The sequence below is a fragment of the Streptomyces sp. NPDC050759 genome (assembly GCF_044456945.1).
GTDB lineage: Bacteria > Actinomycetota > Actinomycetes > Streptomycetales > Streptomycetaceae > Streptomyces.
Window position 1 is genome coordinate 35,387 of record NZ_JBITGI010000011.1, and the last position, 15,874, is coordinate 51,260.

Consider the following 15,874-nt stretch of genomic DNA (forward strand, 5'->3'; position numbering starts at 1 on the left):
CCGTGCCGCGAACAGCGCTCTTCACAGTGCCTGCTCCGCCCCCTACGGCCCTCTCCCGATCTCGCAGGTAGCTTGCTCCCGCAGCCAGTTCTTTCTTTCGTCGGGGGATTCCATGAGCCAGCCGCCGCCGTACCCACCGCCACCACAGCCTCCGCAGCAGCCGCAGGGTGGCTACAACCCGTACATGCAGCCCGCGCCACAGCAGCAGCCGGGGTTCGGCCCGCCGCCCGTCCCCGGGCAGCCCCCGATGCACCCGGCACCTGCGTTCCAGCCGCCGCAGCCTCTCGGTCAGGGCCCGGCCACCGACGGCAACCCGGTCGGCGCGATCGTTCTCGGCCTCGCGGCCTCGGTCCTCGTCGCGCTGCTCTACACCGGGCTCATCGCGGCCACGTACAGGGAACAGTCGGTCACCGTGGCCACCGTCCTGTACCTGGCGCACGCGCTCATCAACGGCGCGGTCGTCGGCTTCCTGGTCGGCTCAGTGGGCCGCGGCCACAACGGTGCCGGGATCGGCGGAGCCGTGATCGCCGCGCTCGGCGCGTTCTTCGGCTATGTCAACGCGCTTCCGCTGATCTTCGCCCTGGAGGAAACCCCCCTCGCCGCCTGGCACTTCCTCCAGGCCCAACCCTTCTTCCCGGCCAAGGCCTGGTGGAACGACGAGGCGTCCGGCGGAGTCGACTGGTTCTCTCCGCTGGGGCTTGTGGTTGCGGCAGCGGCCGCGTGGGGGCTCGCTTACGCGATCGGGCGCAAGCGTCTCGAGACGTGACGTCGAGGCCGGTGACGACTGACCGGACTCCAGCGTCTCGGTAGCGCACGGTGGGCTTCCCCGTGGTCGAAGGCAGTGCCCGGCAACTTCCCGGACCTGGCCCCGACAACGCGCTCCGGATTTTACGGAGCCCCAAGTGGTCGGGGCGTCGGGGCGTCGGGGGTGTCTTTCATCCGGTCAGGGCATCTCCTCCGGTGTGTCGGTGAGAGGCCTGTTCAGCGGCACCGCTCAACCCTCCGCGTCACCATCGCCGTGGTCCATCCTCGCCACCACCTGCGCGATGAGAGCGACGAGGGGCGTCAGCACGCCCGCCGCAGCCGTCCACAGCCGCCACGCGCCGCTGTCCGGGACGAGCAGCAGGGCGGTCAGGCAACCGAGCGCCACCGCGAGTCCCACGACGACCGGTGCGGACGCGGTCACAAGCCAGCCGGCGCCGAGGTCCAGGGTCTGCACTCGCCGCTCGGGATCCGGTTGCGCGGGTGCCATGACGCCCGCCTCCTCGGCCTGCTCGGCAACCTGGACCGGGACGGCGCCCGGCAGTTGCCAGCCGTCGTCGCCCACGAATTCGGCGAGGACATCCCGCCCACGACGTTGGCGCGGATGCCAGAGCAGCCACCCATGCGCGCCGGTCAGGGCGGCCCCCGCGGCTTCGCCGTCCATCTGGGAGTGGAAGGGAACCTGCCGCCCGCCGCCCTCCAGCATCAGGCACCGCAACGTGCGGGTGTTCTCCCGACGCTTCTTCTCGTCGGCCGCCTCCGGGCTGCCGGGCGGGGGCACGTCGGTGTGTTCCTTGGTACCAACGACGGCGACTCGCAGGGACTGCCAGTCGGGGGTGACGGTTCGCTTCGGGCGACGCGGGCTCTCGTTCCTCCACCAGTAGCCGAGCGGGGCAAGAGTCACCAGGGCCCAAAAGCCACCGATCGTCCACGAGTCACCGAACTGCACGGCCCGCCCGGCGAGTTGACGCTGCACGTCCTCACGCTGGTCGTCGCCGATGGCGCCCAGTTCGGGGTGGGTGGGGACGTAGGCGACGTAGAGGTCGCTGCCGACTTCGCGGCGGAAATTCGTGGTCGCTTCGAATCTCACCGGCACGCCCTCACCAGTCGGGGAAGGAAGCAGAACGGTGAAGTCGGCTGTGGCATCGGCAGTGCTGTGACGACTTTCGGCAACCTCGTTCTCGATCTTCACGATGGGACGCTGCTCGATCACAGCACCAGCCTCGGCCAGTACGGCACTCGTGCCGGTTGCCCGTCCATCGACGACGGCGAGCGTCACCCAGAGAGCCAACATCGCGGGGACGGCGACCATCACGCCGGCGAGGCGCGCCGACAACCAGCGCGTGCCATCCACTCGCAACGGCACGGCGCCTTCGCCGCAGTCCGGGGTGGTCGAAGCGATCCGCACACCCCATTCGTAGGTCTCGCGACGGGACGGGCCGCCCGCACGCACCACCGCCACGCCCAGGACCACCACACATGTGGCCAACAGCCCCAGCGAACACCACAAGACAGCTGCGCGCACCAGCGTGGCTCCCAGAAAAAGCCACGCTGCAGTCAACGCCGCGAGGGCGAGCGGAGCAGCCGCGGCGACGAACCTCCCGCAGCGGAGAAAGAGTCGAAGACCGATGACGTCGGCTGCACCGTTCGCGTCCTTGTCCATGGTCCATTCACTGCTCACCCGAATGCTCCATACCTCTGCGGATCGGGCCGCCCCCGCACGGCGTCGGCGTCCTCTCTCGCGTTCCTCTTCGCGTCAGCGACCGCGCCGGGCTTGTCCTTGGCCTCTTCGGCATTGGGGTTGCCGTTGGCCACCTCGTCGACGTCCTTGGAGATGTTGCCTCCTGCTCCCAGTCCGAAGCTGATGGGAGCATTGGTGGCCACATCCCCCACGAGTTGGTGCGCCGCGGAGAGCGTCCGTCCATCCGTGGCTCGGTGGACGGCAGCGCTCCCAGCACCCCCGGTCAGCCCTCCGGCCACGGCTCCGAGCGCCATCTGAGAGGCATCGAACCGACCCCTGCTGTGAAGGTTGTTCAGGGTGTCACCGACGACCGACGAGGCGCCCCCCACCGCCGCACCGTCGGCGGCGCTCGCCCACGTACCTCCACCCAGCCTCTGCGCCAACAGGCCGGACCCGTACTTCCCGCCCAGCGCTCCCACGGCTCCGTTGACGGCGTTGTTGACGAACTCGGCGTCCTTGCCCATGGCCAGATTGGTCGCGATCCCCGTCCCGGTCCCCGCACCCCACTGCACACCGAGCTCGACAACCAGCCGCCACCCCTCGCTCCCCCTCGCCAGCCCGCGAACGTACCGAAACACACGAGCGGCAGCGCCGAGCAGCCGGCCCAACTTCGACGCGGCATCGGCGGCCTGCGCGGCGAGACGAAGTGCGTTGGCAGCTCCGGCAGCCGCAGAAAAGCCCAGCGTGACAAAGGAGAGCGCGGCGGACGCTGCGATGGATACACCGATCTCGAGGTAGATCTGATGAATCTCATCATTGATCTCCTCGATGTTGTCGGCCGCCTCCTCAAGCCCCTCGGCCGCCTGCTCGAAAAGCGGCACTGTCTCCTCGACGGCTCGCCCGACGTTCGCCCAATACTCACGGAAGGCCTCGGCGGACTCCCCCCGCCAATGCTCACCGAGTACGCCCCGCGCCCTCCTGTCGAGCCCGCCGTACGCCTCCTCCAGCTCCTCCCCCATCGTCCGCCACCCCTTGGCCGCGGCCCGCAGCACATCTGGACGGCCACCGGGATTCACCACCTCGATCCCGGCCTCGTACACCTTCTCGGCGACGCTCTCTTCGCTCAAGTCTTCCCACCCTTGAACAGACCGGCGAGAGCCTCGTCCGACGCTTCGGAATTCTTCGCGTTGCCCTTGAGGGCCTGGCTTACCTCATCGAAATGCCGAGCCAGATTCCCCAGCGATTCGACCATCCCTGCGGCCAACTCCACATAGGCCGACGTGACCTCTTCGGACTCTGTCAGAAACCCGAAACCGTCATGGATCTGCTCCGCCCCCGTCGTACCCTGAAATGCCCTGACCGCACTCGCCAGGTCATACGCCCGCGTATCGAACGCGCCGGCCAGCTTCGCCAGTTCCTGCGGATCTAAGTAGAAGTCACCAGACATACGCCGCTCCGTGCACTATCCCTCGAGATCTTGGACTTGCACTTCCGCAACCGCACGCCGACCGAAGAGTCACGTACCAGCACACGATGGAGGGACGGCGTCAACTCCCTGCCAGGTGGCACCACTTCTTTCGAATCCGCGGTGTGGACCATCGACCTCGAAAACCGCTGCCCGGCAGCTGACCCAGCCCACCGGGGAAAGCGTCGTCAGGGACCTGCCCGGAGCGGAGCAGCCGTGAGCTTTCGCCGAGCGCCCGGCAAAAACAGTCAACGCCGCGCGCCTGTAGGCGAGTTCGGACGAACTCAAGAGGGCAGGGCCGCCGGTGCCCCACACCCATGGCGGGCCGCCGACTGCTCCGCGAAGTTCTCCAGATCCGCGCGCTCCTCCTTCGTGAGCGGGTCCGAGGTGAACTCCCGGTCACTGCCCTCGACTGGCCAAGCGTGGTAGTAACCGATGCCCAGGGCGCCCTGGCAGGTGGCTGACGTCCAGGCCGTGTATTCGTCGGTTCCCGAAGGAGTGTCGTGGCCCCCGTACGGGCCGTTGACCACAGCCTGGGAAGCATCGCTGAAGGGACCGTAGGCGGCGGCAAGTTGCAGACCGCCCACGAGTAGACACTCTTCGGCCGGTGACGTTCCAGCTGCGGTTTCCCGCACCTTCGTCACGGACGTCATCCCCTTGCAGGTCCCCGTGGCGTTGCTCACCGGCACGGTCGTGGCTTCGGCAGCAGGAGCGGTGAGCTTGCCCGAGTTTCCCGGTTCCTGCGCACAACCGGTCTTCTCTGCGGCACGCTGGGCTGCCCCGGTCACTGTACGGGCGAGGTCGAGCCGGACGGCCTTTGTGGGCTCGCTGTCGTAGGGCGACTCGCCCACCACGAGGATTCCGCTGCCCTCCTCCGGCGTCCAGTTCTTACAACTGAGAAGCACCGACGCCGTCGCCTCGTCCTCATCAGTGACCATGAATCCTTGCCAACCCGCGTCCAGTGGTACGGGAAAGGACTCCTGGTCACGCTGGAAGGAATAGAACCCGTATGCGTTGTGAGCACCGGACGCGGTCTCGATCGATATGACGACGCCGTCGACGTCGCACGTCGTCGCCAGACCGGCTGGTTCCGTCACATCGCTGGAGACGTCGAACTGCTTGCTGGAGACGTGGAAGCCCAAGCCCAGCAGAGAGAGCTTCGACTTCCCCGCGAGGCTCAGCACCGGGTCGACCGGAAGCATCCCACTGCACACCCGCGCTGTCTTGGCGGCCGGGTACTGGAGTTGGAACCCGTAGTACCCGGCACCCAGGACGGCCAGTGTCAGCGCGGAACTCATCAGCCGGCGTCTTACTTTCCCTCGGATCCATGTGCGGTGATCCCACGTCATGGGGCACTCATTTCGGGGCCAGGTCGGTCCACGATCAGGAGCCGAAGGAGGGCGACTGGTCGGCCGCGGAAACAGGCTTCAGACACCCGGCGTTGAGGACGGCGTGGTTGGCGAGGCGGGAAGCGATGGCTGCGATGGTGAGACGTTGGCTGTCTGTGTTGCCGTCGGAAGCACCAGGAGACTCCACGGAGACGCTGAGATGAGCAGTCGCATTGCCGTCCAACTTGCAGGGGATATAGACGGCCGCGCTCGAGTCACCGGACAGCGCCACGGACTTTTGCCCACCGGCGGCTGCACTGTTCAAGGGCTTCGTCTCGCCCGGCAGACGGCCCCGTTCCTTGAGGTCGTCCTCCCATGCCTCGGCGCCGACGGTGGTGAGGCGGACCCGTGCGTCGAGCTGCGTCTTCTCGTCACCGTCGATCGTGCAGTCCAGCCGGTACGCGTCGCCCGCACCGGACTCGGTGAACTCCGTAGAGGTGACCCGTCGACTGGTAAAGGTGGTCTGCTCGATGAACCCCATGTCAACGGCGGAGAGAATGCCACCGCAGTCAGCGGAGACACCCGTGCCGCGGAACGGGATGAAGCGGTCGCCGATGACTGTTCCTGCGACCAGGCAGAGTACTGCCAGCAAGCCGACGGTCAGGCGTTTCCGAAAAGCAGAGCTCGTGCTCACAGGGACCTCGGGCTTGGGGTGGGTGGGGTCGGTCACGGGCTGGCCTCTCAATTTCCGAGGCCGGATGTATCGGCATCGAGGTCACTGGCGAAGTCGTCCAGGTTGTCCTTGGCGTTTCCGTGGCCGCTGTTGAGCCCCTTGCTCACCGCGGTGTCCACCTGCTCCTGACTCAGCCCGGTATCGGCCCGCTCGTTCGCAAGCATCGCGGCGTCGCTGGTGACCGCCATGAAAGACCTCTTTCGATCCTCGACCTCTCCACCTGTGCTGTAGACGACTTCGCCGAGCGAGTCCCTGGTAGCACCGGAAACCATCGAGTCGATCACCTGGCCACTGACCCATTCTGCAGCTGCACCGGCCACTGCCCCACCTGCCGGAGACGCGATAGTGGCAGTCCCCGCGCCGATCCCGATACCGACGCCGGTCTTCGCCCAGTCCCCCGCTGCCTCGATGCGACTGTTGAACACCGCATCGTCGGCAACCTTGTCGTGGATGACCGCGTCCTTGCGGGCGGTACCGATGATGCCCTCGATCTCCGCCGAGTTCGTACTGATCTTCTCGATCTTCTCGGTCGCCGAGACGTCGTAGGCCTCCGGATGCTCGAGGTGATACTCCATCAGCGAGCTGGTGTACTGCGTCTGACCGAAGTTGATGGCCGCGTACCCGTCCGGATCCTGGCCGACTGTGTACAGAAAACGCGTGACGTCACGTTCACTCTTGTCGCTGATGATCGCCGGTGCGCTGTCACCTTCGGGATAGAGCTTGTCCAGACCCGTCTCGTCGTTGGCCAGGGCGCGATTGATGTCTGGCATGTACTCGGCGGACATGCGGCCCAGGCTGTCGTTCATCCCCTTGTGGGCGAGATCGGGATGCTGGGACACATCTGAGATGATCTTCGAGGTGAGTTCGGCCTGCTCGGTGGTGTGCTTGGGGAGCGGGTTCGGGATCGGGGCGTCGTACGGGTGGCCGGTCGTGGCGGATTCCAGGGCGTGACCGAGGTTGTTGTAGCCGTTGGGGTTCTTGTCGTCACCGGTGTAGCCCGCGCCCTCGGGCCAGTGCCGGTCCTTCATCAAGTAGTCGTAGTGGTCGACCTTTTCGCCGTTGACCGAGGTCTCGGAGCCGAAGAACTCCGTGGAGGCCTCCGGATTGTGGCCCAAGGCGTCCATGTACCCCGCCATCGGGTCGAGCGCCCCGATGTTGGTCGTGCCCAGCGTCCGCGGATAGCCCCAGTACGCGTCCGGGTTCTGCCCCGCGTTGGCGCCGTTCTTCTCCGCGGTGATCAGCGCGTCGCCGTAGTCTTGGAGGAAGTCCTTGTCCCACTTGCCCTCGCTCATCAGGCTGCTGGTGAGCTGGTAGCCGCTGAGGCCGTACGGCGACTCGGTGGGGTTGGCGTTGAAGTCGCGCTGGCCCGCCTTGAGCAGGTCGTTCTGGAAGTTGGTGATGTCCTTGTCGGGCGTACCCCCGTCGTCCGACGTGGTCGCCGTTCCGATGGTGGTGCCCAAGTTCGCCTTGAGCTCCTTGAGCTGGGCCAGCTGCGCCTTGGAGAGCGTGGTGCCGGCCGGCGGGCTCATGAGCTCGTTGTACTTGCTCAGCATGTTCTCGCCGCCGGTCTTGACCGCGAAGTCCCTTGAGAACTCGGGGTCGTTCTTGTTGGCGGAGAGAAGGAGGTTGAGCTTGGTGATCTCGGCGTCGGAGAGCCGGCCCTTCTTGTTCATCAGGGCGGCGGCCTGGTCGGCTTCGACGGAGTCGAGGGTGGTGTAGACGCTGGTGTTGAAGGACTGGCTGTCGCCGTTGGCGTCGCGTTCCAGAGCCGAACTGGCGGCCTCGTCCGCGGCGGTGGCCAGTTCCAGGACCCGCGTCAGCCGGGAGACGAGCGAGTCCAGCTTCTTCTTGCGTTCCTCGGCCAGACCCGGCGAGGCGGAAGCGGTCGGGCTGTCCTGCCGCGGGTCGACGTCCTCGACGCGTCCGTCGTCGTAGACCTTGTAGTGGTCGTTGCGGGCCTCGTCGAGCAGGGCGTGCAACTGCTTCTGGGAAGCGGTGAATTCGCCGTGCGCGTCCAGCAGCAGTTTGGCGATGCGCTCCGCCTCGGTGGCGGCGTTCTCGTACTCCGTACGGGCCTTGCCCATGGTGACGAAGGCGGCCTCGGCCGCGTCACCCTCCCAGTGGCCCTTGAGGTGGTTGATGACCCGCTGCTCGAACTCCCGCTGCAACGCGTCGTACTTGGCCGGCAATGCCTTCCAGGATGCGGCGGCGTCGGCCAGCGGGCCGAGGTCGGCCTTGTCGAGGTAGGGGATGGACACCATGTGCGACTGCTCCTTGTGAGGGGGTTCAGGTCCGACTCGATGGGCTCACCCGGGCGCGGCGCTACGGCGACGGCGACGGCCCCGGGCGGCCCGACATCACCCGAAGGGGCTGATCGAGTGCTGCCGAGCCTGTTCCTCCTGCTCGGTGCTGGTGTAGTGGCCGGAAGTAGTGTGGAGCTTGTCGCTGATGTCCTGGAGCAGGCTCTTGAGGTTGATGACCTGGGATCCCCAGCGGACGTCCATGGTCACCAGGGAACCGGCGGTGGCCCAGGAGCCCGCCTCGGCCATGCCCCCGGCACTGTGCTTGTTCAGCCCCCTGGAGGCGCTCAGGCAGTCGTCGTCAGCGGCGTTGTCGGCGTTCTCGGTGTCACCGCGCAGTTCGACGAGGGCGTTGGCAGCCGCGTCGAGGCGCTGGGTGTCGACGTTGGTACCGCCACCGCCGCCTCCGCCACCGCCCTCTGCGGGCACGGAGTTCAGCCGCGTCTGAGTGGAACCGCTGTGCTGCGGTGCATCGAAGGGAGTACTCATCCCTTGTCCCATCCCCGTTGTGAAAGTGGTGGGCATGCCGGTCCACTCACTCGCCCACGGATTTCGTTGCATCCGTACGACGTGAGGTGCCCACTCCGGCCGAGCCTCGCGCTCGGCGACCTAGGCAAGGACATGCCAATCAGCAGGCCGAAAGATACCGGATCTTCCTCTGCGTGGACCACTGTTCACCGGACCGTGAGACGCGAACGCGAACGGCCCGACGGGTAGCTGCCCGCCGGGCCGTCGGGCGCACGGAGATCAGGCTTCCGGTGCTTCCACCACCGACCCCGTCGGCGCCTGTACGTCCACCGCCGCGGCGAAGTCGGAGTACGCGAGGTCCGGCATGTCGTCACGGCTGCTGGCCCGCTTGAGGACATACGGCTTGCCCGTGGTCGCCATGTACCAAGTGACCGACTCTCCCTTCGACGCCAAGACGACCGGCACCACGGGCTGGCCGTCCACCGTGGTGACCTTCCCCTTGGTCAGCTTGGTGCTGGCGTCGAGCGTGTCGGGCGCTGTGATCTGCTCGTTGTGGCACCAACTCGCAAGCTTCTCCATCAGCGCGTTGCTCGGCGTCCCGTGGCTCCACTTGGCAGTGGAGAACGCGTTCTCGCCGAGCGCCGAGTTCATGCCGTCGGCGAACGTCGAGTCAGGCTTGGCCCAGATGTCGTTGCCCTTGCGGATGATCTGGAACGAGCCCTTCCCCGCAATTTTGACGGTGCCGACACATCCCGTGGCGGAGAGCCGCAGATCGCTGCTGCCGCCCTCACGTGTCATCTTTTCGTGGAACGATCCCGCCTCGGCATTTGCCTTCAGACCCGTGTTGTAGATCTCCTTGACGGAGAGCTTCTCAATTCCGTTCGGCTCGGCGGCGGGACTGGCCTTCGCGGCCTTGGACGGCGTGGAACCGGCTGCGGACTCCGCTGCGTTGCTGTCGTCGTTGCAGGCCGTGAGCGACATGAGTGCGACGGCGCACGTGAACGCGACGGCTGCATGCCGGGCAGACAGAATGTGCGTCTTCATAAAGACCCCCGTGAGTATTCGATTGCGGGCGAACTTGCGTGATCATCTAAACAACAATCGCCCGAAACTCCAACTCGGCTTATTGTCGGCCGAGTTGTCGCCCGAAACCCTCACGGGATACCGCACCCAACGCCTGTACGGCCGTCACAGCGTAGCCGTACTCACGAGGGACTCGCTCCGTGGTACATCGACGGCGTTCGAGTCTAGCCGCCGAAGTCGACGCACTGACACAGGGAACCGCGGAATGAATCCGCAAGCCCGAACGAGCAGCGGAAGCACAGCCGCAATTTCCACACAATGACCACTTGTACTTCACGCAACCCGCCGAGGATCCCCGCTCCGCGATGGATTCTTCCGGATGTCCCTCCGACCGGTGGTCGCAGAGCCCGTAGATTGACCTCGTGGGACTCTTCGACAAGTTGACCGGCACGCAGCACCCCGCCGACGGCGTCACACCGGCCTCCCCCAGGGAAGTGCAGGCAGCCCTGCTCGGCCTCAACCGGCCTGACCTCCCGTACGTCATCCGCGACGGCGCCCCGGAAGACGCCGACCTGGTCGCAGAGTGGCGACTGGCCGAACCGACCTGGCAGACCTTCTTCGTCCAGTCCCAACTGTTGCGCGCCATCCGTATCCGCATGCGCCTGAACCACGAGGACCACGAGGTACGCGCGCTGGAGGAAGCGTGGGAGCTCAGCCGCGTCGGGAACCCTCCGAGGCTCAAGATTTCGTCGCAGTACACACGCGGCCCGAGCAGGACCGTCTCCACCCACCGGAGGCTCCAACGAGGAGACGACGGCAGCCTCGAAGCGAGGGAGACCTTCCACTTCGACAGCTCAGACCTGGTCAACCCTCTGCGGGCCACCACCCTCAAGTCCGGTTGGGCCTGGCGGGGAGTGGTCTTCGGCAAATTGTGAGGTCGGCCGGCAGGTAGTCCTCAGCCGACGACGGCGGGGGCGCTTTCCGAGGATGCAAAACGCGTCGCGCCACTAAACCGAGGTCAGGATCTCCGATTCATTCACACAGCGGCTCTACGTGGAGGCCTGGATGTCACGAGCGCTCGCACGACCCGCCACATCGGCCCCCGAGCGGTCGACCGTAAGCACAGTCTTGGTTCGCGTCGCTCGACTCACCGGGCACACAAGCGCCCCTCCCAGGCCGGAAGCCGCCCCTGATGCCCGGCCGGACGGCTCTCACTACTCCGCCGTGACATCAGCGCACCCGTTCCCAAGCATGAAGGACCGCTTGTGCATAAGCGACGCGGACGTCCAAGCGCTGAGGTTCGAAGTGGTAGACCTTGCCGATTCCCCGATAGTCCAGGGCCGTACCGGATCCGGCCGTACTCCATCGGGTACGTGTCGGACCGTCGAGGCTGGTGTCGCTCGTGTCGCCCTCGATCAGTGAGTACACCAGCATGCCGAGGAAGAAGAGCAACCAGACCGGGGCAGTCAAGGCGTAGGCCAGCCAGGAATACCAACTTCCGACCTTACCCTTGAAGGGCCTGGGCATGCCGCTGATCTGCGCCGTCCACCGGATACGGCGGGGCCATGGCAGAAAGCGGCCGGCCCGGCGCGTGATGCGGGCCAGCTGCACACCATCGGCCGCGTACACGTCGTAGGCATCCGGGCCGGTCGGATGGACGGAACACATCAGTCCACCGCCTTGCCCGCCATGGATCCAGAAGGGCACCGGCGACTGGCGAGTCCACCGCTCCGTGGATCGCGACTCGAACACTTCCGTGAGCGGGACATCATCCGGCCGAGCACCCGACAACCGGATCGTCGTGCTCATTTCCGCCTCAAGCCGCGGGCCGCCTGGAACAGGATTGTTCGCTTTAATCACAAATGCGTAACCGGCTTGCGCCAACGGCATCGACAGGTTCGAGGCCGAAGCAGGCTGCTCCTGAGGCTGAGGGTGCATTCTTCTCTCCGGCTCCGCTGTGTCAGATGTGGATGCGTCTGTCTTGTCGGCGCGTTCAGGCAAAGCGCGACCGTCTTGAGGCCCACAACGCACCGAATACATACCGGCATTCGGACACCGGCTACCAGCAGTACTCACCTGCGGGCTGGGCTCCAGAGCCTAACCGCGCACAGAGGATACGGTAGTACCTGTCGCCGATACCCAGAAGCTGCCTGCCTCCCGAACATGGGGTGGGCACACACTCAGTCGCCGGCGGCTCGCCCAGCACACAGGACCCGGCGAGGATACTTACCCGAACGGATTGCTGCCAGCCGCGCGGTCGATGAACTCGCCAGCCGCATTACGCGCCTTATCGACGCTGTCGTGGAATTTTTCGGATCCGTACTGGATGTCCTCAGTGGCATGGCGGACGCCCTCTGTGTACAAACCTTTCGCACCGACCACGGCTTCGTAGCCGCGCGCTGTCCACGACCTCGGGTCGACGTAGCGGGAAACCGTGTGACCCGCGTTGTCGATGACCGGCTTGACAGAGTCCGCAATGGCGGGAATGCGGCCGAGGGGCGTGTGCTCCACCAGTGCTGGCACCAGCTTCTGAAAGGGCTTATCCAACACTCCTGTACCGGCTCGGTACAGGTTGGAATCGCCGAACTCTTTGGCGACGGCGACCGCAAACCGGTCCTTGAGGTTATCCGCAGTGACATGGATGGCATGAGCCTTGGAACCAAGGGCACCCCAATTCCTCATAGTCCATTCCTCGGCTTCCTCACCGAGTTTTGCAGTTCCACCAGCGTGGTCGATGATGTCACCCGCACGTTTCCAGGAGTCGGCCGCCTTCACCCCGAAGTCCAGGACATTCATAGGGATTTTGACGCCCGTGAACATTCCCTTGGCAACCTTTCCTGCACGCGCCAGGTCACCGAACGGTACGAAACCAACGATGTCGAGGCCGATGTCCAGCCAGTTACCCTTCTTGGCTCCGGCCGCCCAGCCGACCGCGTGGAAGGCGAGTGCATAGCCGTTCAGCACCATGCCGATCGCCTCGAAGGCGATCGCGCCGATCACCGTCTCGGAGAAGACGACAGCAAGGACATCGCACGCCGCACTGGCGTAACCGAGCCAGTCACCGATCTTGTAGATGGTATCGGCGTTCTTCTGTATCCACTCCCAGATGTCCCCGGCAAGGTCCTTGATCTTGCTGCCGAGATCTTTAAGCGAATCCATGAAGCGGTCGAATAGTCCCGGCTTGTCCGGGGCCCCCTCTGCAGCCCTGCGAATCGCTTCGGCAGCAGCACGGGCAGCCTCCTCGTGCTCACCGAGAAGATCTTCAGCCCTCTTGATGATGGCATTGAGCTCGCCGGTGGCCTCGCTCACCCGCTTCACGGCGAAATCGAGTGCCTTCTGGGCGTTGCCCAGTGCAGCCTCGGTGTCGAAGGTCTTGCCTGCCAGCTGGAGATCCGGATTGGCCTCTGCCTCCTTGAGGACGCGGCGGGCCTCTTCGGCCTCCCTCTCATACCGGGCGGCGAGCGCTTGGAAGTCGGTCAGCTTCGACTGCCACTCATTCAAGGCCTGTGCGGCGTCGATCAACGATTCGTGCCCATCGGCAAGGTACTTCGGTAGTTCCCCGGCCTTCTTGGCGAAACCTGCCGCGGCGTCGCCCTCCCAGACACCATCGGCTTTGCCCACACGCGCAAGTGTGCCGTGGGCGTCGTTCAGCTGGTTCCCCACCCGGCTGAGGGTGGTGACGAGTTGCTGCACCGACGCCGGCACCCCCGGCGCAGGGTCGAAACCAAGCGCGTCGTAAGTCTGCGTGCTCATCAGTGGTGTCCTCCTCGACGCGATCATCCAAAGGGGTGGGCCTGCGGTACGTTGCCGCCCAGCGAGGCAAGGTCTTCCTCGACGTCGTCGAAGGTGATGGTGTCGGCGATGTCGGCCAGGACCGCCTGATAGTGGAAGAGATCCTGGACATCGGCTGTGCTCAGGCACAGGAGCAGAAGCCTGTCGTCCCCCGGGAAGGGCATCCAGATCTCGATGCGTACGAAGAACCTCTCCTGTTCGCCATCGGGGAGATCCCACACCGCACGGGAGCCGGCGACGTGGACAACCGCCGGGCCGGCCGGGAGCGTGACGAGCTGGATTTCACCGGCGCTCTCACCCTTGTCGAGCGTTTCGGCGATGCCGACGGCAGAGACGTCAGGGTCCGGATTGTCGAGGTCTCGAACGCTGACGGCGAGGGTACAGCGGCTCACCCGCTCGGGCGGGTGAGAGCCGTCCGCAGTGCCACCGATGGGGAAGACACCGAGAGCGTTGTAGACGGTGCCCTCGGCTGCGAGTTGCTGGGAGTTCACGGCGTACATGGCAGCAGTGAACCTGCGAATCGGTTCCAGTTCCTCCCGCTCGCCCCAGTAGGCGCGGGCGAACTCCCGCATCTTCTCGTCGAATGTCTCCTCGTCGACGCCGATACCCAGGGGTATGGGATGGAACTCCGGCTGCACTTGGAAACGGAATGCTGCCCGGTCGTCCCCGGATTCGGTCCCCACCGCCTCAACGTCGCCCTGGCTCACGGTCTTGGGTTCGGACTGTGCGGCCGAGGCAGGGTCATGAGCCGGTATCACTTGCCAGCCTTCCCGGACGGCTTGAACGACTCGGCGATCTGGTCTTCCAGCGCCTCATAGATCTTGCGGGATTCCGAAAGCCCTTCGGTGATGCCGCCGGTGGCATCGGCGATCAGGCCGATGCCGTAGCCCCACTTGTCCTGAAAGTCGTCACAGGCCTGCTCCAACTCGGCGTAGCCCGAGCCCTTGGGGCCTATGTCCTTCAGCTGTTTCATCGCTGAACTCATACTGTTCGCGGACTCGCCTAGCTGCGTGATCAGCTGAGCAAGCGCATCCAGCTCGACCTTGTAATAACCAGCCACCGTCGATGTACTCCCCCGTGATGTTGCATGTCGGCCCTGTGGACCGCAGAAACAGCACGACATGTTATGCGTCCGGTGTCCCACGGACACACTCGGCCCCCGGATTCGCACAGACCCTCCACCCGAGCAACCGCCAGGGCGCCTTCATCCAGTCTCAACAGTCACTTGCCACCCCATCGGCATGCCTGAACACGGAGGACCACGAGGCGCACCCTTGGGCAGAGCCGCTCCAGCGGGGTCCGCAACATCTGATGCTCGATGGCTGGGCTCACACAGGCAGAGAAAGCCCACACTCACTGCCGCGATGCGCGTCGGTGGCTCGGAGACGCTGCCCCTCTGGACTGCCCCTTCGAGGCATGGCGTCAGCCTTCGGCCTTGCCGTCGTTGCTGGAGGAGTCCGCAATCACGCTGGGCAACGGGTCGACTACAAAGGTGCCGCGGCCATGAACGGTCTCAATGAGCCCTCGGTCACGCAGGACCTGCGCGGCCCGCCGGACCGTAAGGTAGGCGACTCCGTACTCCTGCGCTAGATCCCGCTCCGCGGGCAGTCGCGCGCCCGGTTGCAACTCTCCGGCACTGATCCTTGCCTCGACGTGGTCGGCTACGGCGACGTAGATCAGCTGGGATCCCTGTGGGGCAAACTCGGGTACCTCACTGCGGTCAGTCACAAAGGCAACGTAGGTCGATGCCGAGCTACAGGTATCTCCAGAGAGCTATACATAGCTCTACATGGCTTAGTAGAGTCTCGGACAGAAAAGGCCCCGGCGGCCGCGCGAACGGTCCCGGGGTATGGCCACCAGCCTCTGAGGAGCTGATGACAATGAGCATTATCCATGCGCTGTTGCGCTGGATCCTGAGTGTTTGCATGCCGGGCACCGGCAAGCGGAGGGCGACTGCGCGCCCTGTCGGGCCGGTCTTGAAGGGAGATTCCGTGGCGTTCCGTCGGGGCGAGCCAGGGTTGCCAGTCGAGCGTTCCCCGTACGGGCTCTTCGCGCCGCTGGACGGCCGCGCGGCGGCCTCCGTGCGGCCGTATGTGCTCGCGACGGGATGGGCCTACCAGGTACGGGAGCGCGAGCGGGCGACGCAGGCTCGGCGCCGTATGGCCCTGACTCTCGCGGCCGACTCCGCGATCGACCTCGACCGGCATGTCGTCGGTGTAAAGAAGGTGGCGTGATGGGGGCACGGAGCGAGCGGCACGGGCAGCCCTACGGCACCGAGACGCCCCCTTCGCCTGGGGTGCGCGAGCCTGATGACGCCGAGCG

At 65.6% G+C, this 15,874-nt stretch carries 16 protein-coding genes; 3 read left to right on the forward strand and 13 right to left on the reverse strand.

All coding sequences use genetic code 11. The features are described 5' to 3' along the window. Positions 1–112: 112 nt before the first annotated feature. Positions 113–766 carry a hypothetical protein gene (locus ACIBJB_RS29145; protein ID WP_398934729.1) on the forward strand — a complete coding sequence of 218 codons (654 nt, stop codon included), beginning with the start codon at positions 113–115 and terminating at the stop codon, positions 764–766. 228 nt (positions 767–994) lie between these two features. Here the strand turns inward: ACIBJB_RS29145 and ACIBJB_RS29150 are convergent, their stop codons facing one another. The 8 genes from ACIBJB_RS29150 to ACIBJB_RS29185 form a co-directional block, all read right to left on the reverse strand. Beyond that, positions 995–2,425, reverse strand: a complete 1,431-nt coding sequence (locus ACIBJB_RS29150) for a hypothetical protein (protein WP_398934731.1) — start codon at positions 2,423–2,425, stop codon at positions 995–997. A 14-nt stretch (positions 2,426–2,439) separates the two neighbouring features. Further along, positions 2,440–3,570: a WXG100 family type VII secretion target gene (locus ACIBJB_RS29155; RefSeq protein ID WP_398934733.1), complete on the reverse strand. Its 1,131-nt coding sequence runs from the start codon at positions 3,568–3,570 to the stop codon at positions 2,440–2,442. After that, entirely contained in the window at positions 3,567–3,890 is a 324-nt protein-coding gene (locus ACIBJB_RS29160; RefSeq protein WP_398934735.1) for a hypothetical protein, read from the reverse strand. Before ACIBJB_RS29160 ends, ACIBJB_RS29155 begins: the two co-directional genes overlap by 4 nt. A gap of 302 nt (positions 3,891–4,192) precedes the next feature. Further along, a complete protein-coding gene (locus ACIBJB_RS29165; RefSeq protein ID WP_398934737.1) occupies positions 4,193–5,092 on the reverse strand; it encodes a hypothetical protein in 900 nt (299 codons plus the stop codon). A gap of 199 nt (positions 5,093–5,291) precedes the next feature. Next, entirely contained in the window at positions 5,292–5,966 is a 675-nt protein-coding gene (locus ACIBJB_RS29170) for a hypothetical protein (protein ID WP_398934739.1), read from the reverse strand. Between the two features lie 11 nt (positions 5,967–5,977). Further along, entirely contained in the window at positions 5,978–8,230 is a 2,253-nt protein-coding gene (locus tag ACIBJB_RS29175; RefSeq protein WP_398934741.1) for a hypothetical protein, read from the reverse strand. 96 nt (positions 8,231–8,326) lie between these two features. Further along, positions 8,327–8,758, reverse strand: coding sequence for a hypothetical protein (locus tag ACIBJB_RS29180; protein ID WP_398934742.1), 432 nt, complete (start codon positions 8,756–8,758; stop codon positions 8,327–8,329). Between the two features lie 258 nt (positions 8,759–9,016). After that, positions 9,017–9,718, reverse strand: a complete 702-nt coding sequence (locus ACIBJB_RS29185) for a hypothetical protein (protein WP_398934744.1) — start codon at positions 9,716–9,718, stop codon at positions 9,017–9,019. 464 nt (positions 9,719–10,182) lie between these two features. On the opposite strand from ACIBJB_RS29185, the gene ACIBJB_RS29190 reads away from it, so the two are divergent. Continuing rightward, positions 10,183–10,695, forward strand: a complete 513-nt coding sequence (locus ACIBJB_RS29190) for a hypothetical protein (protein WP_398934746.1) — start codon at positions 10,183–10,185, stop codon at positions 10,693–10,695. Between the two features lie 295 nt (positions 10,696–10,990). On the opposite strand, the gene ACIBJB_RS29195 is transcribed toward ACIBJB_RS29190, so the two are convergent. The 5 genes from ACIBJB_RS29195 to ACIBJB_RS29215 all read right to left on the reverse strand — a co-directional run bounded on the left by ACIBJB_RS29195 (position 10,991) and on the right by ACIBJB_RS29215 (position 15,280). Then, a complete protein-coding gene (locus ACIBJB_RS29195) occupies positions 10,991–11,569 on the reverse strand; it encodes a hypothetical protein (RefSeq protein ID WP_398934748.1) in 579 nt (192 codons plus the stop codon). A 417-nt stretch (positions 11,570–11,986) separates the two neighbouring features. Further along, on the reverse strand, positions 11,987–13,513 hold the full coding sequence (locus ACIBJB_RS29200; protein WP_398934750.1) for a putative T7SS-secreted protein: 1,527 nt from the start codon (positions 13,511–13,513) through the stop codon (positions 11,987–11,989). A 23-nt stretch (positions 13,514–13,536) separates the two neighbouring features. Beyond that, a complete protein-coding gene (locus tag ACIBJB_RS29205) occupies positions 13,537–14,259 on the reverse strand; it encodes a hypothetical protein (protein WP_398934752.1) in 723 nt (240 codons plus the stop codon). A gap of 47 nt (positions 14,260–14,306) precedes the next feature. Further along, entirely contained in the window at positions 14,307–14,612 is a 306-nt protein-coding gene (locus ACIBJB_RS29210; protein WP_398934753.1) for a hypothetical protein, read from the reverse strand. 362 nt (positions 14,613–14,974) lie between these two features. Then, positions 14,975–15,280, reverse strand: coding sequence for a GntR family transcriptional regulator (locus ACIBJB_RS29215; RefSeq protein ID WP_398934754.1), 306 nt, complete (start codon positions 15,278–15,280; stop codon positions 14,975–14,977). Between the two features lie 263 nt (positions 15,281–15,543). Between ACIBJB_RS29215 and ACIBJB_RS29220 the strand changes: the two genes are divergently transcribed. Continuing rightward, on the forward strand, positions 15,544–15,786 hold the full coding sequence (locus ACIBJB_RS29220; protein WP_398934756.1) for a hypothetical protein: 243 nt from the start codon (positions 15,544–15,546) through the stop codon (positions 15,784–15,786). Positions 15,787–15,874: the final 88 nt, after the last annotated feature.

What these genes read in the sequence shown, in the direction of transcription:
- ACIBJB_RS29175 (WP_398934741.1), bottom strand. Translation starts at nt 8,230, where the DNA reads ATGGTGTCCATCCCCTACCTCGACAAGGCCGACCTCGGCCCGCTGGCC.
- ACIBJB_RS29180 (WP_398934742.1), bottom strand. Translation starts at nt 8,758, where the DNA reads ATGAGTACTCCCTTCGATGCACCGCAGCACAGCGGTTCCACTCAGACG.
- ACIBJB_RS29145 (WP_398934729.1), top strand. Translation starts at nt 113, where the DNA reads ATGAGCCAGCCGCCGCCGTACCCACCGCCACCACAGCCTCCGCAGCAG.
- ACIBJB_RS29195 (WP_398934748.1), bottom strand. Translation starts at nt 11,569, where the DNA reads ATGAGCACGACGATCCGGTTGTCGGGTGCTCGGCCGGATGATGTCCCG.
- ACIBJB_RS29160 (WP_398934735.1), bottom strand. Translation starts at nt 3,890, where the DNA reads ATGTCTGGTGACTTCTACTTAGATCCGCAGGAACTGGCGAAGCTGGCC.
- ACIBJB_RS29150 (WP_398934731.1), bottom strand. Translation starts at nt 2,425, where the DNA reads ATGGACAAGGACGCGAACGGTGCAGCCGACGTCATCGGTCTTCGACTC.
- ACIBJB_RS29200 (WP_398934750.1), bottom strand. Translation starts at nt 13,513, where the DNA reads ATGAGCACGCAGACTTACGACGCGCTTGGTTTCGACCCTGCGCCGGGG.
- ACIBJB_RS29185 (WP_398934744.1), bottom strand. Translation starts at nt 9,718, where the DNA reads ATGTCGCTCACGGCCTGCAACGACGACAGCAACGCAGCGGAGTCCGCA.